The following is a 24338-nucleotide window of genomic DNA, read 5'->3' as shown; positions in this document are numbered from 1 at the left end:
TATGCATTATGGATAAGAGTAAGATAAAATCCTATGCAATCTGGGCTAGAAAGGCTTTGATTGGTGCAGTTGGTGATAGAGCTGCTAAGATTGGAATAAATAAAGATGGTACTGTACTTGATATAGAAAGATTACAAGGTGGATTTAAGGTTGTTGGTAGGGAGGATTTATTTAATATAGACCCTTCTCATAGAGATACCTTAGTTAGACTTATAAAAGAAAAAGGCTATAAACAAGTTTTAGAGGAAGTTGCTTATACTTGGTTTAATAGATTTATGGGCTTAAGATTTATGGAGGTTAATGATTACTTACCAACAGGGGTTAGGATTTTATCCTCTGAGGAAGGTAAGTCAGAGCCTGATGTTTTAAGTAGAGTTAGTGAAATAGCAGAGGATTTAAATTTAAATCTTCAATATGTTTATGAGCTTCAAGATAAGGGAGATAAAGATTCAATTACAGAATTATATAAGTATATATTAATAAAACAATGTAATGAACTAGGTAATATAATACCACAAATGTTTGAAAAAATAAGTGACTACACAGAATTATTATTACCAGATAACCTATTAGAAGCAGATTCTGTAATAAGAAAAATGGTAGAGGATATAGCTGAAGAGGATTGGAAAGAAGAAGTTGAAATCATTGGATGGATGTATCAATATTATATAAGTGAAAAAAAGGATGAAGTATTTGCAGCCTTAAAGAAAAATGTAAAAATAACAAAGGAAAACATACCAGCAGCTACTCAATTATTTACACCTAAATGGATAGTTAAATATATGGTAGAAAACTCCTTAGGAAGACTATGGCTAGAAGGGCATCCTAATGAAGAATTACAAAAAGAATGGAAATACTACCTAGAAGAAGCACAGCAAGAGCCAGAGGTAGAAGAAGAATTAAAGAAAATAAGAGAAGAACATAGCAAACTAACTCCAGAGGATATAAAAGTATTAGACCCTTGTATGGGCTCAGGTCATATACTTGTGTATGCCTTTGATGTACTTTATGAAATATACAAAAGTGCAGGATACTCAGAAAGAGAAATACCAAGAAAGATACTACAAAACAACCTTTATGGATTAGATATAGATGATAGAGCAGCACAATTAGCAAGCTTTGCTCTAATAATGAAAGCAAGACATTATAATAGAAGACTATTTAGAGAAATAGAAAGAGAAAATATAGAACTAAACCTTTGTTCAATACAAGAAAGTAATGGAATAAACAAAGAAACCATAGACTACTTCTGTAGCCTACAAACAGGATTAAATAATGAAGAGTTAAGAAAAGACTTAGAATATCTAACAACTACATTTACAGATGCAAAGGAATATGGTTCCATACTAGAAGTTGAAAAAGTAAATTTTGAAGCATTAAAACAAAGATTAAGAGAAATAGAAGATGATTATAACTTTATGTTTGGTGATTATAGAAAGGTGCTTTTAGATAAAGTTCCTAATTTGATTAAACAGGCTGAGGTAATGAGTAAAAAGTATGAGGTTTGTGTGACTAATCCTCCTTATATGGGAGCAAAAGGGATTGGTTTAAAGCTTTTAAAATATGTTCAAGAAATTTATCCTGATGCTAAAAGTGATTTATTTGCTATTTTTATTGAAAAATGTAGTAATCTAATAAAAATAAATGGATTTCAATCTATGATTACACAACATGCATTTATGTTTTTAAGTAGTTATGAAAAATTGAGAAAAAAACTTGTAGTTAAGGACTTTGTAAATATGGCACATTTAGGTGCACGAGCTTTTGAAGAGATAGGTGGAGAAGTAGTACAAACAACAACATGGATTTTGAGAAATAGTAATATCAAAAATTATATGGCAACATATTTAAGACTTGTAGATTACAATAATCAAAAAGCAAAAGAACTTTCATTTTTAAATAAAGAAAATAAATATATAGCTAAAAAGGGTAATTTTACTAAAATTCCAAATATATCCATTGCATATTGGATAAGCAATAGAGTTTTAGATATATTTTACAAAGAGCAAAGATTAGGTGATTTATTTCCAGTAAAAAAAGGATTGGATACTGGAAATAATGATAAGTATTTAAGGTTATGGCAAGAAATTAATTATAATAAATTCGGAAATGGTTTTAAAAAATCGCAAGATTTTACTTGTGCTAATAAAAAATGGGCACCTCATGACAAAGGTGGAACATTTAGACGTTGGTATGGAAATAATGAATATGTTATTAATTGGGAAAATAATGGTTTTGAATTAAGAAATTCTACAGCAAATTTAAGAAGTGAAAAGTATTATTTTAATGATGCGATTACATGGAGTTCATTGTCATCTGGCAATATTGGATTTAGATTTAGCAATCAAGGAGCAATTTCTAATACAGCAGGATCATCATTATATCCTAATAAAGAAATGATGAACTATTTAGTTGGAATTTTAAATACGAAAGTAATACAAAAAATGATAAATGTAGTAAGTCCTACATTAAATTATAGTGCTGGGCCAATTAGTTCAATTCCAATATTAATTAAAAGTAGTAAAGATATTGATTCACTTGTATATAAAAATATTAATGTTTCAAAAAATGATTGGGATTCCTTTGAAACTTCATGGGTAACTAAATTGTTGCAACAAATTTAAACAAAAATATACAAATATGTATAGAAGTATAGATTTAAAAACAGAATACCCTCTGTATCTCGTGAGAGGTGCAGACTCGGTGTTAATTGCTTTGAACCCCTAAAGCCTTACAACCAAAGCGAAACTAGAAATGGTAAGCGTAATGGTGCGAAAGCAGAAAAAATAGTAAGGATGGTATAAACTGAAAAAAATCCAATTAGGTTCTATGATAGGATTAACGTGACACATAGAAAACGTTGGGCGTTAAGTACTGTAATAATGGGTGTTTAGCAGGGAAATCCCTAAGTCGTAAGATATGGGAGACCTTCAACGACTATCTCCTTGAGGGAGAGTAAAGCCACAAGCTAATGGTGGAAGAAAAATACCGCATCTTTATATGTATGAGATGAAGAAATAGTCTGCGCTTATGTGAAAGCATAAGAGGTCTACTCGGAAGAGAAAGACTGCTATAGGTGTTGCGGCTTATAGTGAACAAGAAAAATATATATAAATATAAAAGATGTTGATAAATATCTTTCAGAATATTATATATAAAATATAGTAATTTGAAAGAGTCGGTATGTATGGATTTAATGTCCGTTGGAAAATTTGCTAAAAAAGTCTGCGTAAATTTTGTTACGTTAAGAAGAATGAAAAAAAAGATGAATTGATACCTACTCACATATCTTGTAGTGAAATCACACATAATAAGAAGGAACTAAATTAATTGATAAAATAAATAGTTGAGAGTCTAAGAAAACTAAAAAGCTTATAGACGAGGTGAGAAAAGGTGATAACAGCAACTAAAATAAAATTAAAGCCCACAAAAGAACAAGAAGTTTTATTTTGGAAATCTGCTGGAGTAGCTAGATGGGCATATAATTATTTCCTATCAGAAAGTGAAAGATATTACAGAAAATATTCAAAAACCATTAAAGAGAGTGATGTTAGAAAACATATAAATAATGTGTTAAAAAAGACTTCACATATATGGTTAAAAGAAGTAGGAAGTAATGTTATGAAGCAAGGAGTAAAGGATGGAAATCTAGCTAGAGATAGATGGTTTAAAGGAATTTCTGACAAACCAAAATTTAAAAGCAGAAGAAAAAGTAAACCTAGTTTTTATGTGAATTATGAAAGTTTTAAAAAAGTTAAGGGTGGTTTTAGAGGTGAAAAGATAGGCTTTATAAGAACTTATGAAGCACTACCTAAACTGAAAAAAGGTGAAAAATATTCTAATCCTAGAATATCATTTGACGGCAAAAGTTGGTTTTTATCAATTGGATATAATGTTGAAGTTAATCCTATTGAATTAACTGATAAAAGTTTAGGAATAGATGTTGGTATTTATTCTTTGGCAGTGTGTTCGGATGGAGCGTTTAAAAAAAATATAAATAAAAGTAAAAGAGTAAAACAACTTAAATGCATACTAAAAAGAGAGAAACGTAAACTAAGTCGTAAAATTGAAGATAATATTTCTCACTATGAAAAAAATAGAAAGCCAATTTACAAAACACCTTTAAAGGACATGAAGAATATCCAAAAACAAAATAAAGTAATTCGTAATTTATATAAGAAACTTACTGATATAAGAGTAAACCATTTGCATCAATGTACAAGTGAGATAGTGAAAACCAAGCCTTCTAAAATAGTAATGGAAACTCTTAATATCAAAGGAATGATGAAGAATAAACATTTATCAAAAGTAATTTCGGAGCAATGCTTATATGAATTTAAAAGACAAATTCAATATAAGTGTAAAAAATATGGAATAGAATTTGTAGAAGCAGATAAGTGGTTTCCGTCATCAAAAAAATGTTCTTGTTGTGGAACTATCAAAAAAGATTTAAAACTTAAAGATAGAATCTATAAATGTTCTTGTGGTTTTAAGTCTGATAGAGATTTAAACGCAGCAATTAATTTAGCAAATTATTCAATTCAGAGTGCTTAACTTAAACTAAGTTCTGAATATGTACCCAACGATACTGGGAAATTTAAGCCTGTTGAGAGTTGTACCAAATGAAAGTAGTATGTGATTTATCACTACAAAATCAGATTCGTTGAAGCAGGAAGATACAATGCGAAAGTCTTGGGATATAAGCAGTATCACAGTATAAATGTCTACATTTAAATAGAAATGTATATATTTTTCGTATCGGATTTTAAAACCCATCCATTATTAAAGTTATTAGATAGAGGAGAATCCTCTAAAATAAATTCAATATTTAGTACATGGGAAACAGATTGTGAAGAAGCTTTTGCTCAGTTAAAGCATAATGAGGAAGAGTTAAATAGAATATTTATTGATATTTATGGATTACAGGATGAACTAACTCCAGAGGTGGAGGATAAGGATATTACCATTAGAAAAGCAGATAGGGAAAGAGATATTAAGTCATTTATTTCTTATGCTGTTGGTTGTATGTTTGGTAGGTATTCTATTGATGCACAGGGTCTTATTTATGCAGGTGGAGAGTTTAATGATAAATGGGATTTAGATAATAGTAAGGTTAAAAAAATAGAGAAGGATGAAGAGGGTAATATAGTAAGTGATTCATGGGTGGATGCTACTTTCTTACCTGATAGGGATAATGTTATTCCAATTACTGAAGATGAGTATTTTGAGGATGATATTGTTGCAAGATTTATAGAGTTTGTTAAGAAGGTTTATGGAGAGCAGACTCTTGAGGAAAACTTAGACTTTATTGCAGAAAGCTTAGGTAAAAAAGCTAATGAAACTTCAAGACAAACTATTAGAAGATACTTCCTTAAGGATTTCTATAAGGATCATTTAAAGGTTTATCAAAAGAGACCTATTTATTGGTTATTTGATTCAGGAAAGAATGATGGATTTAAAGCATTAGTTTATATGCATAGATATAATGAATCTACTGTGGCTAAGGTAAGAACGGATTATCTTCATATGTTACAAAGAAAGTATGAAGCTACCATTAATACAATAGAGCAATCTATGGATTCAGATAGTTTATCAGCTAGAGATAAAACAGCTTATAAAAAGAAAATTGATAGAATTAAGAAGCAAATAGAGGAATGTAGAGCTTATGATCAAGTGGTAGCTCACGTTGCTAATGAGAAGATTTCTATTGATTTAGATGATGGAGTTAAACATAATTATGCATTATTCCAAGGTGTAGAGATACCAGGGGATAATGGTAAGGTTGTTAAGAAGGATTTATTGGCTAAGATATAGTTTTTTTAGATGAGGTGTTTTGCCTCATCTAATTTTTATATTTAATATAAATAGTAAATACATATAAAATAATTGAATAATATTAGATTTATGTATAAGATAAATTTATAAAGAAAGTGTTAAAAATAAGATGATGTATCATAGTTTAAAAATATAAATTTTTTTAAAAAGAAAAGTAGGTGCTTTTATGAATATTATAGATAGAAAATTAGTAGGAAATATGTTGAAAAATATAATAACAAGAATTGATTATGATGATTTGTATGAAGTTAATACTGAAATGTTAAAGAAAATCAAATCAATTTGTTTTGCTGAAGGATTAACAACGTCTTTTACAAGGAAGTTAGAAGAGGATGAAGATTTTGAGCTTAATGATCCAACTACATTAAGAGATTTACCTATTGAATATGTAAGAAATTGTTTATGTTATTCATTTTTTGATGAGAATTTAGATTATATTATAGAAATAAATCAATTTTTTCTTAGAATAATACAAAAAGTAGATAGAAATAATTATAGTAGTTATGAACAAAGTCATTTAAATAGAGTAAATGAAATTTTAAAAATTCTATTAAATAATGATGTTTATATAAGACGTATAGGCGTAAAAAAAGTGGATGAAGATTATTTTGAAAGTTTAGATAGTATGTCAAAGGTTTTTAAATCACAGATAATACAGCAAAATATATTTGGAGCAAAGCAAAATTGGAGTGTACCAAGAGCAGGTTCTTCAATGGTACAAAATTTTGAGTATAATGGTAAAAGTGTAAACTTTTTTAGAAAAATAGATAGAGTACAAAAAAGAATTAAAAGAGAAAAAGTAGAGAATTTAGTTTTTTATAAAATATATTTAGAATATGATGTATATGATAGAAAAGTAAAAAATCCTATAGAAGATATAAATGTTGAATTAATTAAAATTAATGAAGTAACTAAAAAATTATTTTTAGAGTCTTTTACTGAAAAAGGAATGGAAATTATAACGAAGCAAAGGAGAATAGGTGATTATGAATTTAATGAATAAATATTTAAAGTATATTAAAGAAGTTAATTGTTATGAAGAAGATATTGAAGATTCTGAATACGTTGAAGAAATAGTTAATAAAGATAAACTTATGTTAAGAGGAAAAAATAGAAGAAATATTTATAGCATAGAGAGAGTGAGAGTTGGAGGAAATGATAGAAAAAGATAACGTAGAAATTACGGAAAATGATTTCATAACTCTTTATGTTATTGGATATGAAAGTCAAGGAGAAAGCATAATTTTTTCTGTTGGAGATAAATTTTTAGGGGTAATAGATTGCTTTAAAGTTGGAGATAGATTTGAAACTAAAAGAATAATTAAGGAATTAGATATTCCAATAGACTTTATCTGTTGGACTCATGTAGACTGGGATCATACTTATGGATTATATGAATTAAAAGAATTTTTTTATGAGGATACTGCAATAATAGTTCCTGAAGGATTAGGAAGTAAAGAATTAAGAGATTTATTTAATGATCCTTCAAGTTATCAACATGATGAATATAGAAATATATATAATATGATTGATGACGTAGAAAATTTTATAAGTGCAAATGAGCATACTCAAATATACAACTTTAAATTTACCAATAAAAATAATGAGTATGATTTTATAATGAATACTTTTGCTCCTATTAGTAAAGTTGTTAAGGGATTAAATAAAGATTTTATAAGAAATTTGGTTAAATGTACAGATAGCGATGAGTTTGGAGAAAAAGTAATTGATGAAAATTGGTATAATGGTTCTAACAAAAAGAATAATTTGTTTTCAGTTGGATTAGAAATTGTTATAAAATTAAATTCGGAAGACATAAGAATATGTTTAACAGGAGATTTAGATAACGATACAATATTAAAAATGAAACCAGCAAAGTTAAATAGAATATTTTCTAGAAATACCATATTAAAGATTCCTCATCATGGTTCTAAAAACGCAGATAAATTAATTTCTAATGAATATGATGATGGATTAAAATTTGAATATGCAATTACAACTAATTATAAAAAAGGCAATTTACCAAGAGAAAAAATTTTGAATTTATATAAGAAAAAAGGAAGAGTATTTAGAACTAATAAAATAGAAAAAGAAGGATATGGAGTAGTGATGTATAGATATCCTATAATTAAATCAGTTTTAAATTATAACAAAGATTCTAAAAGTGAAGTAATAAGTTTTTTTGCTGATGCTGGAGAAGTATTCTAAAAATTTAGTTGTTAATGATACTTTAAACAACACATTAAATTTGGATATAAGATTTAATTTAATAAAAAATATGAAAGCTATAAAGGGTTGATTTTAAGATTAATCCTTTATAGTTTTTTAAAATTAATTATAACGTTAAGTGTGTGATTTAAAATATAGGAAATAATTGGTATAATATTACTATATTTTAAATGAAAGGACAGATTTATGAGAGAGTTAAATTTAGGGGTTAGATTTACTAAGTTAGCAGACAGTCAAATTAGTGCATTATTAGATAATAATACTAAAATAAATAAAGTTAGTAAAAATATTTTATTTAGAAATATTTTTGAATCAGATAAATATTATGAGTTTTACTTACAAAATGCAACTAGACAAAATGAAGAAGATACTAGAGTTAAGCTTATATTAGCTACTGATAGTACAAATGATTTAAATAAAGAGTTGATAAAAAAGTTAAGTAATAGAACTATTTTAATTGAGGGAGTTAATGTAAATAAAAATACTTTTTTAATAATAAAATTAAACTTATTGGGTACTGATATAGGAAGAGATTCTAATAAAGGTATAGGTGCAAGAATAACATTTAATTATTTTAACAGTATTAGAGCTTCAGCTATTCCTAATGATATTATTAATGAAATAAAGGAAATGCCTAATACTCAAGAGTTGTATAGGAAGGTAGATAAAAATATTAAGGATTGGGATTCTTATTTAGAGATAATAGAAAATAATGCCGCTAAAACTCAATTAGAAATAAAATATAAGGGATATAATCAGGGAGAGAATTTAACATACTGTACTTTTCTTTTTGATGATTTTTCAAAGGAAGAAGTTGAGAAGTTAAAAAAGTATAGAAGTGAAAGAGTAATATTATTTTATAAAACTATGGAAGAGGATTCTGATGAAGTAATCTTAGTAGAAGATTGTATTGGTACTATAGAGAAAATAAATTATAGTAGAAAATCAATAAAAATAGAGTTATATCCAGAGTTTCAAGAGTTAGCTCAACAAGCAAAGTTAGCATTTCCAAGTAAAGCATATTTAAGAATATCAAAGTTAGGTGATTTAGCGCAAGCTAAAAGCTTAAGGAGAGGCTTGAAGCAATTAAAATTTGGAGGAGCATATAATCAAGATTTAGATATTATGTTATTTAATCCTTCATATTTAGAGAGTACTAGATGTAAAAGTATAGCTATAAATGATAATGATTTATTGTTAAAAACATTAAATAAAAAGCAAAGAATGGCAGTGGAAGGTGTGTTAAATACTAATGATATTTTTTTAATTCAAGGGCCTCCAGGTACGGGGAAAACTACAGTTATAGCAGAGATTTGCTATCAAAATGCTATTAGAGGTAAAAAAACTTTAATTGCATCACAATCTAATTTAGCAGTAGATAATGCTTTAAGTAGATTAGTTCATAATTCTAATATAAGGGCATTAAGACAAGGAAATTTATCTAGGGTGGAAAAAGAGGGCGAAGTTTATACAGAATCAAATGTGGTTAATACTTGGCTGAGTAAAACTGCTAAATCTTGCTTAGAAAAACTACAAGTGAAAAAGGAACGGTTAAAAGTATTAAAGTATATAAATGAAAAATCTATTGAAATAGAAAGAGCCTATGTTCAATATGAAAATAAACTTTCACAAGAAGCAGTTTTACTTAAAGAGTTAAGGTATATTACTGAAAACTCACCAAATAAAAAATCATTAAATAGTATAGAACAAAATTTTAATATTATAAAGTATATAATTAATGATAAAAATTATAATTATAGTAATGAATATATAGATGAAATAATCTTTAATATTACTAATGAGTTTGAAAAAGGAAAAAAAGTTGCTAATATATCAGCATTAGATGATATATTAAAAAAGTTAAATTTATTAAGGATGTTATTAAAAGAAAAGCTTAATATTGTTGATGTTAAGAATGAATTAAAAAGAAATATTGAATTAGTAGATGATTTGAGTAAAGTGTTTTATAAAAAGGATTTTCAGCAAGAAATAGAGTATTTTAATATAAAATTAGGAGAAAATATATCATCTACACCTATAAAAAAAGTAAAAGATATAAAAAACAAAATAATTGAAGGTGAGAGAATAATTGAAGTTTATAATAAGTATGAGGAAAAAATTAAGTTTTATCATGTAAAAATAAAAGAAATAGCTAAAGAATTTAATTTAACCATAGAGTCTAATATTTTTTCATCAAAAGACAGTCATATAAGCACTGAAGAATTAAATGAATTTTTTAGAAATTTTAATAATGTAGTTAATAACAAGCCTAATTTTATAGCAAGAATGTTAGGGTTTGACAAAGAATGGAAAAAGGGGTTTTTTCAGTGTTTTTATAAAACAGAAGAATTACTTAATAAAATAAAAATAATTAAAAAAACTTTAAATGAATGCTTCATTAAATTTAATAAGGATATTGTTAAGGAAGAAAATAATTTTAAAGATTCAATCAATAATATAAAAAGAAAATATGAAACTAGATATATTATAGTTGAAGAAAATTTTGATAATATTTCTGAAAAATTAAATATTTTTGAATTTATTAATTTAAAAAATATTAGCATAGATTTTTTTAAGAAAGAAATATTAGAGCCATTAGATAACACTAAAGGAATAAGGATAAGATTAGAAAATTTAAAGAAAGATATAAAAGAAGTAAAGTGTGAAATAGATGAGTTTAATAGTTATGTTAACTTAAATTTAGGTAAGTATGTAGATTTTGATATGGTAAGGAACCTTAGTGATAAACATAAATATTATTATAATATAATAAAAACTGAAATAACTTTATTGGATAAATATGTAAAAATATTAAGTGAATGGACAGGCAGAATTGAAGAGGGGAAATATACAGGAAAGCAAGAGTTAAAAGATTTATATATAAAAAATGCTAATGTTATTGGAATAACCTGTGTTCAGTCAGGAAATAGAAAGTTTACAGAGGAATATCCTAATTTTGATACTGTTATTGTGGATGAGGTAAGTAAGGCTACTCCACCAGAGTTAATACTTCCAATGTTAAAAGGAAAAAACATAGTATTGGTAGGAGATCATAAGCAGCTACCACCTATGATTGGAAATGAAACCTTTGAAGAATTACAGGAATTAATGCAAAAAGATAAGCCTACAACAACCAATGATTTTTTTACGGAAGAACTTGAACAAGAAATTGCCCTTGATGAAGAGTGTAATATTGAGTACATGAAGAAAAGTTTATTTGAAGAGTTATATCTAACTATGGATTTTAATAGAAAGGTTATGCTTGATATTCAATATAGAATGCATAGTTCCATTATGAATACAATAAATCAATTTTATAGAGATAATAATTCTAATGGATTAATTTGTGGTGTTGAAAATGAAGATATTACAAAAAATCATGGAATAAATACTAGATATATAAATCAAAATAAAAAATTATTATGGGTAGACATTCCTTTAAGTAGAGAATTCTTTGAAGAAAAGAATAATAATAGTTATTATAACTTAACTGAAATTGAGGTTATAGAAAAAATAATTTCAGATATAAATAAAGATTGCAAAATAAATGGTAAAAAGAAAGAGGTTGCAGTAATAACTTTTTATGGTGCACAGTCTAAGTTACTTCAAAATGAATTAATAAATAAAAATAAGTTTAAAAATATAAAATTAAGAGTAGGTACTGTAGATAGATTCCAAGGAATTGAAAGAGAGATTGTTATAGTTAGCTTTGTTAGAAATAATAATAATAGACAAATTGGGTTTGCAAGAGATCCAAAGCGTATAAATGTGGCTTTATCTAGAGCACAAAGCTTATTAGTAGTTGTAGGATGTAGTGAATTATTTTGTGAGAAGAATAATGTTAAAAATGCAAGAGATAGTTATAGTAATGTTTTAAGAGTTGTAAATTCTTATAATGGTGTTATAGATGCAAGAGAAGTTTTTAATTAGTATTGAGAGGTTTTAAAATGTTTAATGTAAGTAACAGTTATTCGGAAGAGTTAGAAGGTATAAAGAGTAATATAGAGAAAAAAGAGTTAGGATTACAGGTTTTAAAGTTAAAAGAATTTAAATTACCTATTAAAAAATATAACTTTGAATTGGAAATAACAAAGGATAAAAATTTAAATATAATAGAAGAATTTATAATAAAAGTGGTATTAGCAAATTTTGATGAAAATATAAGCAGTGATTTTATTGCAGATTTATTAGAGTTAGATAAGATTTTTGTGCATGAATATATAAAGCAATTAATACATTTTGGTATTTTTGATAAAAATAAATTACCTAACTTTCAATTAACAGAAGAAGGATTAAAGTTTTTTAAAGCAAAAAAAATGTTAATGAAAGATAAGGCTATAAATGTGCAAGCTTATATACAACCTGAATTTAAGATTTTTTATGATAATATGATATTAGAAAAAATTAGTGAGGATATACCTATATTAGAGCTGGGAAAAAATATTGAAGAATCTAGTAGAGATATTTTAAGTGATAAGAATATAAAAGATAAAATAATAAAAATAGCAAAATCTCAAAAGATAATAGCAGAGAAAAAAAGTATAAATCAAGTTGTAAGTGAAATACGAGAAGTAGAAGATTTTACTTCTGATAATATATTTTATAATAGATATATTGAAATGTGGATATATAATATCATTGATGATAAATTATATTGTAGAGTTTGGGATAGACAAACTAATGCATATAATGAAATTATAGCCAATTATATAAAAGTTAATAAACCTTTGAATAAAGAAGATTTTGATGAAAAATTAGAAGAAGATAATAGTAAACCTATACCAAACGAAAATATTAAAAAGATAGAAATTGAATATATTAAAGAGATAAAAGAAGCAAAAGAAATACAAGAAAATAAAAAAGCTAATAATAAAAAGTTAACAATGAGTACAAAAAATACTATAAGAATGGTTAGAGGGAAAGATATTAAGCAAGAGTTTAATAATTGTCTAAAAAGTGTTAAGAAATATATGTTTATTGCTTCACCTTGGATTACTGAACAGGTTGTGGATAAAGAAATGATAAATACCTTTAAAAATATAGTAAAGAAAGATGGAGTAATTTATATTGTATGGGGAATTTCTAAAGACTATAGTAACGAAGATAGAAAACCAAGTGAGAATTTATTAAATACCTTAAGAAATATTAAAGATGAAAATGGATTATCTGGTGTTTTTGTTTATTGGATTGGAAATCATCATACTAAAGAAATTATTGTAGATGAGAAAATACATTTAGCAGGTTCCTTTAACTGGTTATCTTATAGAGGAGATTATCTGCCAAGAGGAGAATCTGTATATATAGTAAATGATAAAGCGTCAGTAAAAAATTCTAAATTGTATTGGGAAGAAATTATACTAAAGAAATTAAAAGAAATATTTAATAGCAAAGATTATTTAAATAATGTAAAATCTCTATTGAACTTACAGCTATTAGGAGAAGAGGCTTTTGAATATTTAGAAAAAATAATTAATTATACTATGGCGGAGAAGGGCAATGATAAATATGATAAGTTATTTAATATAATGCTTGTATGCTGGTATAATAATTCAGAGAAAGTACTTGTTGAAATAATGAAAATATTACTTAGTAACAACAAACATGTAGAAGAAGTATTTATGATATTAAATGATTTTAAGAAAAATAATAGAGCTAATTTGTATAATAACATGATGTTAAATTATAGAGATATTTTTGTTAAAAATAATTTAGTGAATGAAAAAAATAATCCTATTAAAAAATATAAAAATATAAAAGGATTAATTAAATTTAAATAAAGTATGCTACTATATAAGTAATGAAAATCCATAAAATAATTGTTATAATTATTTATGGATTTTTTATATTGAAATTAATGAGGTGTATTTATGAACCTAAATGAAATAAGAGTATTTCTTAATGACGTTTTTAATAAGCCTAAGGGTGAGGGAAAGAATAGGCATATAGTGTTTTGGTATGATGGTGAAGGGGATTTTATTGATGATATAGATACTTTAGATTTAGAGGATGTTAAGCTATTAAAGCTTACTAAAAATAATTATTTTCATACAAAGTATTATATAGAAAAAGAAGATTTACAATCTAATATATTAATATATGCTAATATGGCAAAGCCATTAGTACAAGAAGATTATTTATATGATATATATTGTTATAGTCAAGAGTTTTCTACTGATAGAATAACAGTTATTATGAGAGAGCTTGGAATTACAGATGAAGCTTTAAAAGAGGTATTTAAGCAGTACGTTGTATTTTTTAGAAACAAGGATAGATTGGCAGCCTTTAAGAATTTAAATGTAGAGGATTATACTGAGGAAAAGGTACATTTAGCTATTTTAGCTTCTTTAACTAAGGTAAAGGTATTAGATATTGAAGAAATTTTAAAGGCATTAATTATAGAATACTTAGACTATAAGAATAAGTTATTAGATGATATAAGTAAATTTGGAGATATTAATGTATTATATGATTTAGTACAAAAGTATTATGGTTATAGATTTGAAGATTTTAGTATTGGAAAGCTTATGGCTACTATGCTAATTACTGCTATGAATGATTCAATTAAGTTTGATTTACCAAAGGATTATAGTAAGTATATATCCTCAAAGGTTACTAATTGTTTAGTATTTGTAAATCATTTTATGAATCATTCTAAGGAAACAGTATATTATGATAAAATGGCTAATTTAATTGCACATAAAATTAAGGTGCATGAATTACTAGAAAAGCATGATGTGGATGCTTTTATTAATTGTGATATATTTGAGCAGGTAGATGACATAATTTTAAGTAGATTAATAAATCTTGTTAATAATGATGTAGAAGAGTTTGATAAGTATATTAATATAATATCTAAGAGAAGAACTCTACATTTTTATAGCAAGTATAGAGATTATTATAAAGCTTTAGTATGGGCGATTAAATTTTTAAAAGAAAAGAAGGAAGTTGCATATATAAAAGAAGATATTTCTTATAATATGATAAATGCTTACGTTAAAGAGTATTACTTCTTTGATAAGGCATATAGAAAGTTCTATTTATATAATGATAGATGTGAAAATAAGGATATATTATCATCCTTAAGAGAGAAAATAGAAAATACTTATACTAACTGGTATTTATCAGAATTATCGATAAAGTGGAGTAATGCTCTTAATGAAGAGAATTCTTCAAGTTGGAGAATTAATGGTGTTAGTCACCAAGACAGTTTTTATAATGAATTTATTAAGTATAAGTATAATCAAAAGGAAAGAGTATTTGTAATTATATCTGATGCTTTAAGATATGAATGTGCAGAGGAACTTAATACTTTATTAAATAATCAAAGTAAGAATAAGTGGAAGGGAGTAGGTGAGTTAAAGTATATGCAGGGTGTACTTCCTTCATATACTAAGCTTGGAATGGCTTCTTTACTACCACATAAAAATATTCAAATTGATTCTAGTTATAATGTTATGGTAGATGGCGTAAATAGTAGTGGTACAGATAATAGAGATAAGATTTTAAAAAATACTTCAAAAGATTCCTTAGCTATTACTTATAGTGAATTAATAAATATGAAAAGAGCAGATATGAAGGAAAGCTTTGCTGGTAAGGATATAGTGTATATTTATCATAATACTATTGATGCCATTGGAGATCATGCTTCTTCTGAAAGAGGAGTATTTAATGCTTGTGAAAAGGCTATAGAGGAGATATTAACTGCAATAAATATGCTTATTGTTAATATTAGTGCTTCTAATGTGGTTATAACAGCAGATCATGGATTCTTATATAAGAGAGAAAGTCTTGATGAAAGTAATAAAATCTCTGGTGTGAAGTTTGAAGATGGAGAAGATAGCAGAAGATTTATATTAACTGATAAAGATGAATATATAGAAGGAACTTTAAAGTTTTCTATGGATTATATATTAGGAGATAATTCTCACAAATATGTAATAACTCCAAGAGGAACTATTAGGTTTAAGGTGCAAGGAGCAGGAAGCAATTATGTTCATGGTGGAGCAATGCCACAAGAAGTTGTTATTCCTGTAATTCAATTTAAAAATGATAGAAGTAAGTCAACTAAAAATGAAGTAAGAAAAACTACTGTTAAATTAACTAGTATATCAAGAAAAGTAACAAATCCTATAATACACTTAGAATTTTTCCAAGAGGAAAAGATTCAAGAAAAGGTACTACCAATAAGGGTAAAGTGTTATTTTGAAGATGAATTTGGTAATAGAATATCGGATGAAAGCACCATAATAGCAGATTCAAAATCAGATAATCCAACAGATAGATCTTATAGAGAAAAATTTGTTCTTAAAAGTATTAAGTATGATAAGAATAAAAAATATTTCTTAGTAATTCAGGATGAAGCTAATTCAGAAGGATTGTATGAAAGAATAGGATATAGTATTGATATTCCTATAGTTGATGATTTTGGATTTTAAAGTTTGTAATAAACTTTATTGTAAATTTTAGTTTTATAGTTAAAAATAATTTTATTTGCAAAAGACACCTATTAACAAGGTGTCTTTTTGTTATGAATTTAAATAATAATAGATGTATAAGTTAAAAGGTAAGTTTCATAAAGTACATAAATAATGATTATGATATAATAATTAATATAATAAATTAAGAAGTAACATATTTATTTAATATATTAATGTAGGAGTAGTATTTTATGGACGAATTAAGTTTAAAATTAAATGATAATTTTGCAGGAAGAGTTGTTAGAAAGGATTTAACACAAAAGTTAAAGCAGGGTGCTAATGTTCCTACATATGTACTTGAATATCTTTTAGGTATGTATTGTGCCACTGATGATGAAGATAGTATAAATGAAGGTGTAGAAAGAGTAAAGAATATTTTAGCAGATAACTTTGTTAGACCAGATGAAGCTGAGAAAATTAAATCTAAAATTAGAGAGATGACTAGGTATACTGTTATAGATAAATTAACAGTTAAACTAAATGAGAAGAAAGATGTGTATGAAGCTGAGTTTTCTAATTTAGGATTAAAAAAGGTAGAAATAAGTTCATCCTATGTTAAGGACTTTGAAAAGTTATTAGGTGGTGGTATATGGTGTATAGTTAAGTTGCAGTATTTCTTTGATGAAACAGCTAAGGATGCTAACCCATTTATAATTGATAGTATAACACCTATTCAAATGCCTAGTATGGATATGAGTGAAATCATAGAAGGTAGAAAAGCTTTTGATAAAGAAGAATGGATTGATATTTTAATAAGATCTATTGGTATGGAGCCGACTCAATTAAGCTATGAAGTTAAATGGCATTTGTTGTTAAGAATGGTTCCTTTATGTGAAAATAATTACAACATGTGTGAACTTGGACCAAGGGGAACAGGTAAATCTCATTTATATAAAGAAATATCTCCAAATTCTATATTGGTTTCAGGAGGACAAACTACTGTAGCAAATTTATTTTACAATATGTCTCAAAGAAAAATCGGATTAGTAGGTATGTGGGATGTGGTTGCTTTTGATGAAGTTGCTGGTATAACTTTTAAAGATAAAGATGGAATACAAATAATGAAAGATTATATGGCATCAGGTTCTTTTGCAAGAGGCAAGGAAGAAAAAGCGGCTTCAGCTTCAATGGTTTTTGTAGGTAATATAAATCAAAGTGTGGATGTGCTTTTAAAAACTTCTCATTTATTTGAACCATTTCCAGAGGCTATGGCATATGATTCAGCTTTCTTTGATAGGATGCATTATTATTTACCAGGTTGGGAAATTCCAAAAATGAGGCCAGAATTTTTTACAGATAGTTTTGGTTTTATAACAGATTATTTAGCAGAGTATTTAAGAGAAATGAGAAAAACTACCTTTGGTGATGTTATAGATAAGTATTTTAGATTTGGAAATAATTTAAACCAAAGGGATGTTATAGCTGTAAGAAGAACTGTATCAGGTTTAGTTAAGCTTATATATCCTCATGGAGAATTTTTAAAAGAAGATGTGGAAGAAATATTAAGATATGCTTTAGTAGGCAGAAGAAGAGTTAAAGAGCAGCTTAAGAAAATTGGGGGAATGGAATTTTATGACGTTCATTTTTCCTATATAGATATAGAAACAATGAATGAAGAATTTATATCAATACCAGAACAAGGAAGTGGTTCTTTAATACCAGAGGGAGTAGCAAAATCAGGTCATGTATATACAATAGGTACAGCAAATTCTGGAATGATTGGAGTTTATAAAATAGAAACTGAAGTAGTAAATGGAACAGGTAAGTTTGAAAGAACAGGTCTTGGTTCATATAGAGAAGCTAAGGAGAGCATAGATACTGCATTTAGATTTTTTAAGGCTAATAGCAAAAATATAAGTGCATCTATAAATACAACACAAAAGGATTATTTAATGCATATACAAGATATAAATGGTGTTGGATTGACATCACAATTATCATTAGCAGCTATAATTGCTATGGCTTCAGCAGCATTAATTAAACCAGTACAAAGTCAGTTAGCAATACTAGGTTCCATAAGTATTGGTGGAACCATAAATAAAGTAGAGGATTTAGCTAGTACATTACAAGTATGTTTTGATGCAGGTGCAAAGAAAATATTACTACCAATGGTAAATGCAGCAGATATACCACTAGTGCCACCAGAACTATTTGCTAAATTTCAAATAATGTTTTACAGTGGTGCTGAGGATGCTGTGTTTAAGGCTTTGGGGGTTAGTTAAAATAAAGAATAAGTTTAATGGGATGTACAATGTATATCCCATATTTTTGTGTTTTTAAAACATAAAAACCAATTAATATAAAAAATTGCAATTGATATTGACAATAAAAGCAAAAGTGGTAGTATAAAAATTGTAATACTAAAATTATTTTAACATTGATTACAAATATTTCTATAAAATTTAAAAAATATATTTTAGTAAAAGGTTTTGTTATTAAAAAGTAATTAAGTATTTTTGAGATAAAAAATTTTCATTAGTGGTTTAAATAATAGGTATGTATTAGTTATGTTGCAAAAAATTTAAACTATAGATGAGAGGAGCTAATTATGAATATAGCTTTAGTAGTACCTAGATCTTATAATAAGAAAAATTTATATAAAGAGTATCCTTTAGGAGCTGGTTATATAGGAACTATATTAAAAAATATGGGCAATAATATTAAAATTTATGATCAAAATGTGGAATTTACGGACAACCTAGAATTAGTTAAAGAGTTAGTAAGTAAGAAGTATGATTTAATAGGTTTTTCAATTCTTACTGCTACTTATCCTACTGCCATAGAAATAATAGACTTATTAAAAAATAGTGGTAATAGCAGTGTGTTATTTGCTGGTGGGATACATCCTTCTATTTTTCCTATTGATTGTATAAATGATGGATTTGATTATGTTATAAAAGGGGAGGGAGAAATTCCTGTACAAAAATTAGTTAGCTATTTAAATGGAAGTATAAAATTAAGTGATGTACCTAATATAGCATATAAACATGAAAGTGAAATATATAATAAAGAAAATGAACCGTTAGACATAAATGTTAATAGCTTACCTATAATAGATAGAAATTTATTTGATATGAAAAAGTATACGACACATTCTATTTCAGGAACAAGAGGGTGTCCTTTTAGTTGTAAATTTTGTTGCAATTATAATCATTTAACTAATGTTTCATTAAGAAATAGAATAAGAACAGTGGAAAGCTTAGTAGAAGAAGTAGAGTATTTAGTAAAAAATTTTGATAGTAAAGAGATGTTTTTTACAGATGATGTTTTTTTTGGAAATTTAAATAAGTTGAAAAAATTTAATGAGTTATTAAAAGATAAAAATTTAAAGATAAAATATAATGCTCAATTAAGGATTAATATGATTACAGATAAGATTTGCAAATTATTAATTGAATCAGGATGCAAAAAAATAGAAGTAGGCATTGAAACAGGTTCTGAAGAGATTTTAAAGAATGTATGTAAAGGAATATCCATAGATGATATAAAAAATGGTATTAAAATTGCCAAAAGGAATGGATTAAGAATTAAAACTAATTGGATTTATGGATTGCCGGGAGAGCTTCAGGAGCAGTATAAATCAATTGATTTAATGGTAGAAACTATGCCAGATGAGATTTCTATACATCAATTAATACCTTTTCCAGGAACAGAATATTATGATAAAAGAGAAAAGTATGGAATAAACATAAAGAATCCTAAAGATTTTAAAAGTTTCTGTTATGGAGATTTAGATGACAATATTAGTTATGATTATATAAATTATGAACAGTATAAAAAATTAGTAGGTGATACCATTGTTGCATTGGAAAATATAGGATACATATCAAGTGATAATAGCAAGCGTAATGATAGATATATTTATACTACTCCTTTTCAAAAAGAATCATTAAAACCAGTTCAGTAAAATAAAAAAGGAGGATTTTATATGGTGAAAAAAATAATTGCTTTTGAAGGTCATAATGGAGTTGGCAAAAGTACTATAGGTAATGAGTTTGCTAAAAAAATAAGAGCTAGATTTATTTATGGTGTGGATGAAGACAGTTTAACTAATGGACTAAAAGAAAAATTTATAATGAAGGCTAAATGGTATCCATCAGCTCTACATTTTATTGCTGGAACTATGGAAACAAAAAGAAAGCTAGATGAAGTATCTACTGAAGAGGTTGTAGTTTTAGATAGAAGTTATTGGTCTACTTTAGCTGTTATATGGGATAGAAATGAAAAGGATAAAAATAAAATTTTAAATATATTTTCAGATGGAAGAAAGTTTTTGCCAGTACCAGATATAATATTTATTTTAAAAGCTTCTTATGAAACTTGTAATGAGAGAATTAATAGTAAAAATACTAAGGATAAGAATTTAGACAAGGTTGTTAATAAAAAATACTATGATAAGGAAAAGAATTTTTATAATTGGCTAATCCAAAATAAAGATGAAAAAACTACTATAATTTCTATTGATACAGATAATATGAGTAAAGAAGATGTTTATAATGCATGTTTAAAAGAATATAAAAAGACTATTAGGGAGGAGATAAAAAATGAAGGATACAATAAAATTAACTAAAGAAAGTTATAATAAATTAAAAGATGAATTAAAATATCTTAGTAGCACTGTAAGAGTAGAAATTGCTAAGAATTTAAAGGTAGCTGCTGACTATGGTGATTTAAGAGAAAATGCTGAGTTTGAAGCAGAAAGAGATAAACAAGCTGTAGTTGAAGCTAGAATAAGAGAAATAAAAAATACTTTAGATAAATGTGAAATTATTGAAGTTGATTTAAATAGTAAAGAAGTATCAATAGGGAAAAAAGTATTAGTATATAATGAAAGTTTTGAAGAAGAAGAAGAGTTTCTTATAGTTGATAGTGTACAAGCGAATCCTTTAGAGGGAAAAATATCACATCATTCTCCAGTAGGTGAAAAACTTTTAAATAAAAAAATTGGAGATATAATTGAGGTAATAGTAGGTGATTCTCAAATAGTATATAAAATCTTAGATATAAATTAGCACAAAATGTAAAAAAATAGTTTGTTAATCTTAAGCAAATAAGAGATTAACAAACTATTTTTGAATTTAATAACAAATATGTATATTATATTAAAGTTATTGGAAAAAAATATATTTAAATGATATAATTTGAATATAAGATAAATTTAAGCATTGAATTTTATAAGGATTGAGTTATTATGAATGAAGGAAATATAGAAAAATCAATTGAATATTTAAAAAACTTGAGTTATTCACTAGGTGGTATATATAGTGAAGAAATAGAATTATTAGAAGAAATGTGTAATGAACAGATTTTTAAAGTTGCAGTAATTGGAGAATTTTCTGTAGGGAAAAGTACTTTTTTAAATGCTTTAATAGGAAAAAGAATACTTTATTCATCTTCTAATGAAGCAACGGGAACAATAACAATTATTGAAAATAATGAAAGCAAAAAAGCACTTATTTATTTTGAAGATAATAGTTATAAACAGGTAGATTTAGCAGAAGAACAATCTTATTTAAAACTTAAAAATTTTTTAGATATACATTATAAAGGAAAGAAACTAAAACAAATAGTAGTTAAATATCCTTTTAAAGGTGTAGATAAAGATGTTATGTTTTTAGATACTCCCGGGCTTCAAGGTATTAGTAAAGAGCAATTAAATATCACTAAAGAAGCTATAAAAGAAGCAAATGCAACAATAATTGTAATAAATAAAAAAGGATTAACTAAAACGGAATTAGATTTAATTTGTGGAAGAAACAAAGATTTTGGAAAAATAAATACTAAAGAAGTTTTTATTGTAATTAATAGAATTGGAGAAATATTTGAAAGTAATTCAAAAGAATATGCAGAAGAAAAAGTTAATGAAGTTATAGATGAGGTAAAAACTGAATTAGAGCGTAATGGATTTAAAAATAATAAAATCTTTGCATTAGATAGTTTAGATTATTTATGGGGGCAGGATGTTGAGCTTTATCAAGAAATTTATGAAGCAAATGATAAAGAAGTAAAAACTATTTTAGCAAAAGAAGAATATATAAAAAGATCAAATTATTTACCCTTTAAAAAGTATTTATTTGATTTCTTAGAAAGTAGTAATAGGCAAAAAGCTTTCTTAGAAGATATAAAAGAAAAGATGAGTATATTAGTAAATGAGTTTGAAAGTATTATAAATAGCAAGTATAAAAATAGTGCAGGTTCATTTGATGAAAGTATTCATCATTTAAATATTCAAAAGGAATTAATTCTAAAGAGCAGAAGAAAATTTATAAATACTTTAAGGAGACAATTAACAGATTTATCTGAAGATATAAAAGAAAAATTACATAGTGACTTTGTAGACTTAAAACAAAGTAAGAAAAAAGAATTTGCAAAAAATATAGAAAGTAGTATTGGACAAGATATTAGCAATTTAAAAGAAAAGACTAATACTTTAAATAAAGAAGTTCAAGTAAGTTTAAAAGAAATAATAAACGATATAACAAATATATTAAGTGATTATTATAGTTTTATCAGTAGAAGTTTATCAGAAAATTTTAATAAAGAATTTAAGAGAATATTTAATGAAAGATCAAAAATAAAGTTTAATTTTGATTTAAGAAAAGAAGAAATAAATTTTTTAGTTAACAATAAAGAATTTACAGGAGAAAACTCTAAAAAAATATTAAAATTACAAGAAGAATTAAACAGCATACAGAAAGAATTAAATAGTATTCATCCAAATGATGAAGATCTTATAGAGTTTCAAATAAAGGAATTAAACAAATATATTGAAGAGGTATTAACAAATTTAGAGAACTTAGATAAAAACTATAAAAATAAAAAAGATGCACTAGGAGTAAGACCAAATCCTACTCAAACATATAAATATGTAACAAAAACAAGGAAAAAATGGTTGTTTTTCAAAGAAGAGTATGAAGAGAAAGTTCCAGATGGTCTAGATTATTCAAAATGTGAACTATGGGATAGAGAAAATATATATATATATGAGTGGTATGATAAAGAACAAAATAAGAAATATACCCAAAAAGAAAACTATGAAAAAAAAATTAGAGAGTTGAATAGAAAAAAAGATTATATTAATTGTTTAAAAAATAATATTAAATCTCTTGAAGAAGAAATAAACGTATACAAAAAACTTGAAGAAAAGGAAAGAGATGATAAGAAAAAAAGATATTTAGATGGTAAAAAACTTGAGATTTATAATTGGTTGTCAAAAAATTATGATAATGGATGTAAATCAATAGAAAATCAAGCTATTGACATTATTAATAAAAAAGAAAATATAATAAAATTAATCTTAGAAAAAGAAACAGAGATTTCTTTGCAAAATTTTGAAAAACACATAAACACTAAAATTAATAGTATTAGAGAAAAAATAGAAACTCTTAAAGTTGATGATAATATTTTATTTGATTTAATTTATAATATTAGAGATGAATTGAAGGAGTAAGTTAATATGGGATATGAAAAATATAAACAAAAAAAGAATGTAATTTTACAAGTTTTAAATGAAGTTAAAAATAATATTTCGGAAAAACAAATACAAAATATATTAACTTCTAAAATTAACAATTTTGAAAAAGAAAGATTTACAATTGCTATCTTTGGTCATTTTAGTAATGGAAAAAGTACTTTTTTAAATGCTTTAATGGGTTATGGAGATGAAATATTCCCTAGGTGGTAAGATAGTTGTCGTAGAAACAAATTAATGGTATTCTCAAATTTAGAGAATAATAAGGAGAGTTTAACTATGACAAAAAATAAATCAAATAGAAAGTACTTAAAAGAAGAAAAAGA

General features: G+C 25.8%; 14 protein-coding genes and 2 pseudogenes. All 16 read left to right on the top strand.

Annotation, left to right across the window (positions count from 1 at the left end; translation table 11 throughout):
- The first annotated feature begins 8 nt into the window (after positions 1-8).
- The 16 genes and pseudogenes from pglX (at position 9) to GBZ86_RS01805 (ending at position 24225) form a co-directional block, all read left to right on the top strand.
- Entirely contained in the window at positions 9-2624 is a 2616-nt protein-coding gene (gene pglX, locus GBZ86_RS01875; RefSeq protein WP_152887211.1) for a BREX-1 system adenine-specific DNA-methyltransferase PglX, read from the top strand.
- A 563-nt stretch (positions 2625-3187) separates the two neighbouring features.
- Positions 3188-3291, top strand: a pseudogene (locus GBZ86_RS18120) (IS607 family transposase); the annotation flags it as partial.
- Between the two features lie 102 nt (positions 3292-3393).
- A complete protein-coding gene (locus GBZ86_RS01870; protein WP_327443622.1) occupies positions 3394-4554 on the top strand; it encodes an RNA-guided endonuclease InsQ/TnpB family protein in 1161 nt (386 codons plus the stop codon).
- A gap of 207 nt (positions 4555-4761) precedes the next feature.
- Positions 4762-5814, top strand: a pseudogene (locus GBZ86_RS01865) (BREX-1 system adenine-specific DNA-methyltransferase PglX); the annotation flags it as partial.
- Positions 5815-6001: 187 nt separating this feature from the next.
- Positions 6002-6838 (top strand): hypothetical protein, encoded by an 837-nt coding sequence (locus GBZ86_RS01860; RefSeq protein ID WP_152887209.1) that lies wholly within the window; start codon positions 6002-6004, stop codon positions 6836-6838.
- On the top strand, positions 6822-7007 hold the full coding sequence (locus tag GBZ86_RS01855) for a hypothetical protein (protein WP_152887208.1): 186 nt from the start codon (positions 6822-6824) through the stop codon (positions 7005-7007). Before GBZ86_RS01860 ends, GBZ86_RS01855 begins: the two co-directional genes overlap by 17 nt.
- On the top strand, positions 6991-8043 hold the full coding sequence (locus GBZ86_RS01850; protein WP_152887206.1) for a ComEC/Rec2 family competence protein: 1053 nt from the start codon (positions 6991-6993) through the stop codon (positions 8041-8043). The genes GBZ86_RS01855 and GBZ86_RS01850 overlap by 17 nt, the downstream gene beginning before the upstream one ends.
- Positions 8044-8250: 207 nt before the next feature.
- Positions 8251-11994 carry an AAA domain-containing protein gene (locus GBZ86_RS01845; RefSeq protein ID WP_152887204.1) on the top strand — a complete coding sequence of 1248 codons (3744 nt, stop codon included), beginning with the start codon at positions 8251-8253 and terminating at the stop codon, positions 11992-11994.
- A 17-nt stretch (positions 11995-12011) separates the two neighbouring features.
- Positions 12012-13841, top strand: a complete 1830-nt coding sequence (locus tag GBZ86_RS01840) for a phospholipase D-like domain-containing protein (RefSeq protein ID WP_152887202.1) — start codon at positions 12012-12014, stop codon at positions 13839-13841.
- 90 nt (positions 13842-13931) lie between these two features.
- Positions 13932-16499: a BREX-1 system phosphatase PglZ type A gene (gene pglZ, locus GBZ86_RS01835; protein ID WP_152887200.1), complete on the top strand. Its 2568-nt coding sequence runs from the start codon at positions 13932-13934 to the stop codon at positions 16497-16499.
- Between the two features lie 233 nt (positions 16500-16732).
- The gene (gene brxL, locus GBZ86_RS01830; protein ID WP_152887197.1) at positions 16733-18763 is read left to right on the top strand and encodes a protease Lon-related BREX system protein BrxL; all 2031 of its coding nucleotides are present in this window, start codon (positions 16733-16735) and stop codon (positions 18761-18763) included.
- A gap of 326 nt (positions 18764-19089) precedes the next feature.
- Positions 19090-20448: a B12-binding domain-containing radical SAM protein gene (locus tag GBZ86_RS01825; RefSeq protein ID WP_152887195.1), complete on the top strand. Its 1359-nt coding sequence runs from the start codon at positions 19090-19092 to the stop codon at positions 20446-20448.
- A gap of 21 nt (positions 20449-20469) precedes the next feature.
- Positions 20470-21111 (top strand): deoxynucleoside kinase, encoded by a 642-nt coding sequence (locus GBZ86_RS01820; RefSeq protein WP_152887193.1) that lies wholly within the window; start codon positions 20470-20472, stop codon positions 21109-21111.
- Complete coding sequence (gene greA / locus GBZ86_RS01815; protein WP_152887191.1) at positions 21086-21553, top strand: transcription elongation factor GreA; 468 nt, start codon at positions 21086-21088, stop codon at positions 21551-21553. The genes GBZ86_RS01820 and greA overlap by 26 nt, the downstream gene beginning before the upstream one ends.
- Before the next feature lie 179 nt (positions 21554-21732).
- Entirely contained in the window at positions 21733-23991 is a 2259-nt protein-coding gene (locus tag GBZ86_RS01810; protein WP_152887190.1) for a dynamin family protein, read from the top strand.
- Between the two features lie 6 nt (positions 23992-23997).
- Positions 23998-24225 (top strand): dynamin family protein, encoded by a 228-nt coding sequence (locus tag GBZ86_RS01805; protein ID WP_152887188.1) that lies wholly within the window; start codon positions 23998-24000, stop codon positions 24223-24225.
- Positions 24226-24338: the final 113 nt, after the last annotated feature.

Source organism: Clostridium tarantellae (assembly GCF_009295725.1).
Classification (GTDB): domain Bacteria; phylum Bacillota; class Clostridia; order Clostridiales; family Clostridiaceae; genus Sarcina; species Sarcina tarantellae.
This window is presented reverse-complemented; position numbering and strand designations above follow the sequence as displayed.

Excerpts from the sequence above, each read along its gene's own strand:
- brxL (WP_152887197.1), top strand. The coding sequence starts at position 16,733 with ATGGACGAATTAAGTTTAAAATTAAATGATAATTTTGCAGGAAGAGTT.
- GBZ86_RS01860 (WP_152887209.1), top strand. The coding sequence starts at position 6,002 with ATGAATATTATAGATAGAAAATTAGTAGGAAATATGTTGAAAAATATA.
- GBZ86_RS01805 (WP_152887188.1), top strand. The coding sequence starts at position 23,998 with ATGGGATATGAAAAATATAAACAAAAAAAGAATGTAATTTTACAAGTT.
- pglZ (WP_152887200.1), top strand. The coding sequence starts at position 13,932 with ATGAACCTAAATGAAATAAGAGTATTTCTTAATGACGTTTTTAATAAG.
- GBZ86_RS01820 (WP_152887193.1), top strand. The coding sequence starts at position 20,470 with ATGGTGAAAAAAATAATTGCTTTTGAAGGTCATAATGGAGTTGGCAAA.
- greA (WP_152887191.1), top strand. The coding sequence starts at position 21,086 with ATGAAGGATACAATAAAATTAACTAAAGAAAGTTATAATAAATTAAAA.
- GBZ86_RS01845 (WP_152887204.1), top strand. The coding sequence starts at position 8,251 with ATGAGAGAGTTAAATTTAGGGGTTAGATTTACTAAGTTAGCAGACAGT.
- GBZ86_RS01840 (WP_152887202.1), top strand. The coding sequence starts at position 12,012 with ATGTTTAATGTAAGTAACAGTTATTCGGAAGAGTTAGAAGGTATAAAG.
- GBZ86_RS01825 (WP_152887195.1), top strand. The coding sequence starts at position 19,090 with ATGAATATAGCTTTAGTAGTACCTAGATCTTATAATAAGAAAAATTTA.
- GBZ86_RS01810 (WP_152887190.1), top strand. The coding sequence starts at position 21,733 with ATGAATGAAGGAAATATAGAAAAATCAATTGAATATTTAAAAAACTTG.
- GBZ86_RS01850 (WP_152887206.1), top strand. The coding sequence starts at position 6,991 with ATGATAGAAAAAGATAACGTAGAAATTACGGAAAATGATTTCATAACT.
- pglX (WP_152887211.1), top strand. The coding sequence starts at position 9 with ATGGATAAGAGTAAGATAAAATCCTATGCAATCTGGGCTAGAAAGGCT.
- GBZ86_RS01855 (WP_152887208.1), top strand. The coding sequence starts at position 6,822 with ATGAATTTAATGAATAAATATTTAAAGTATATTAAAGAAGTTAATTGT.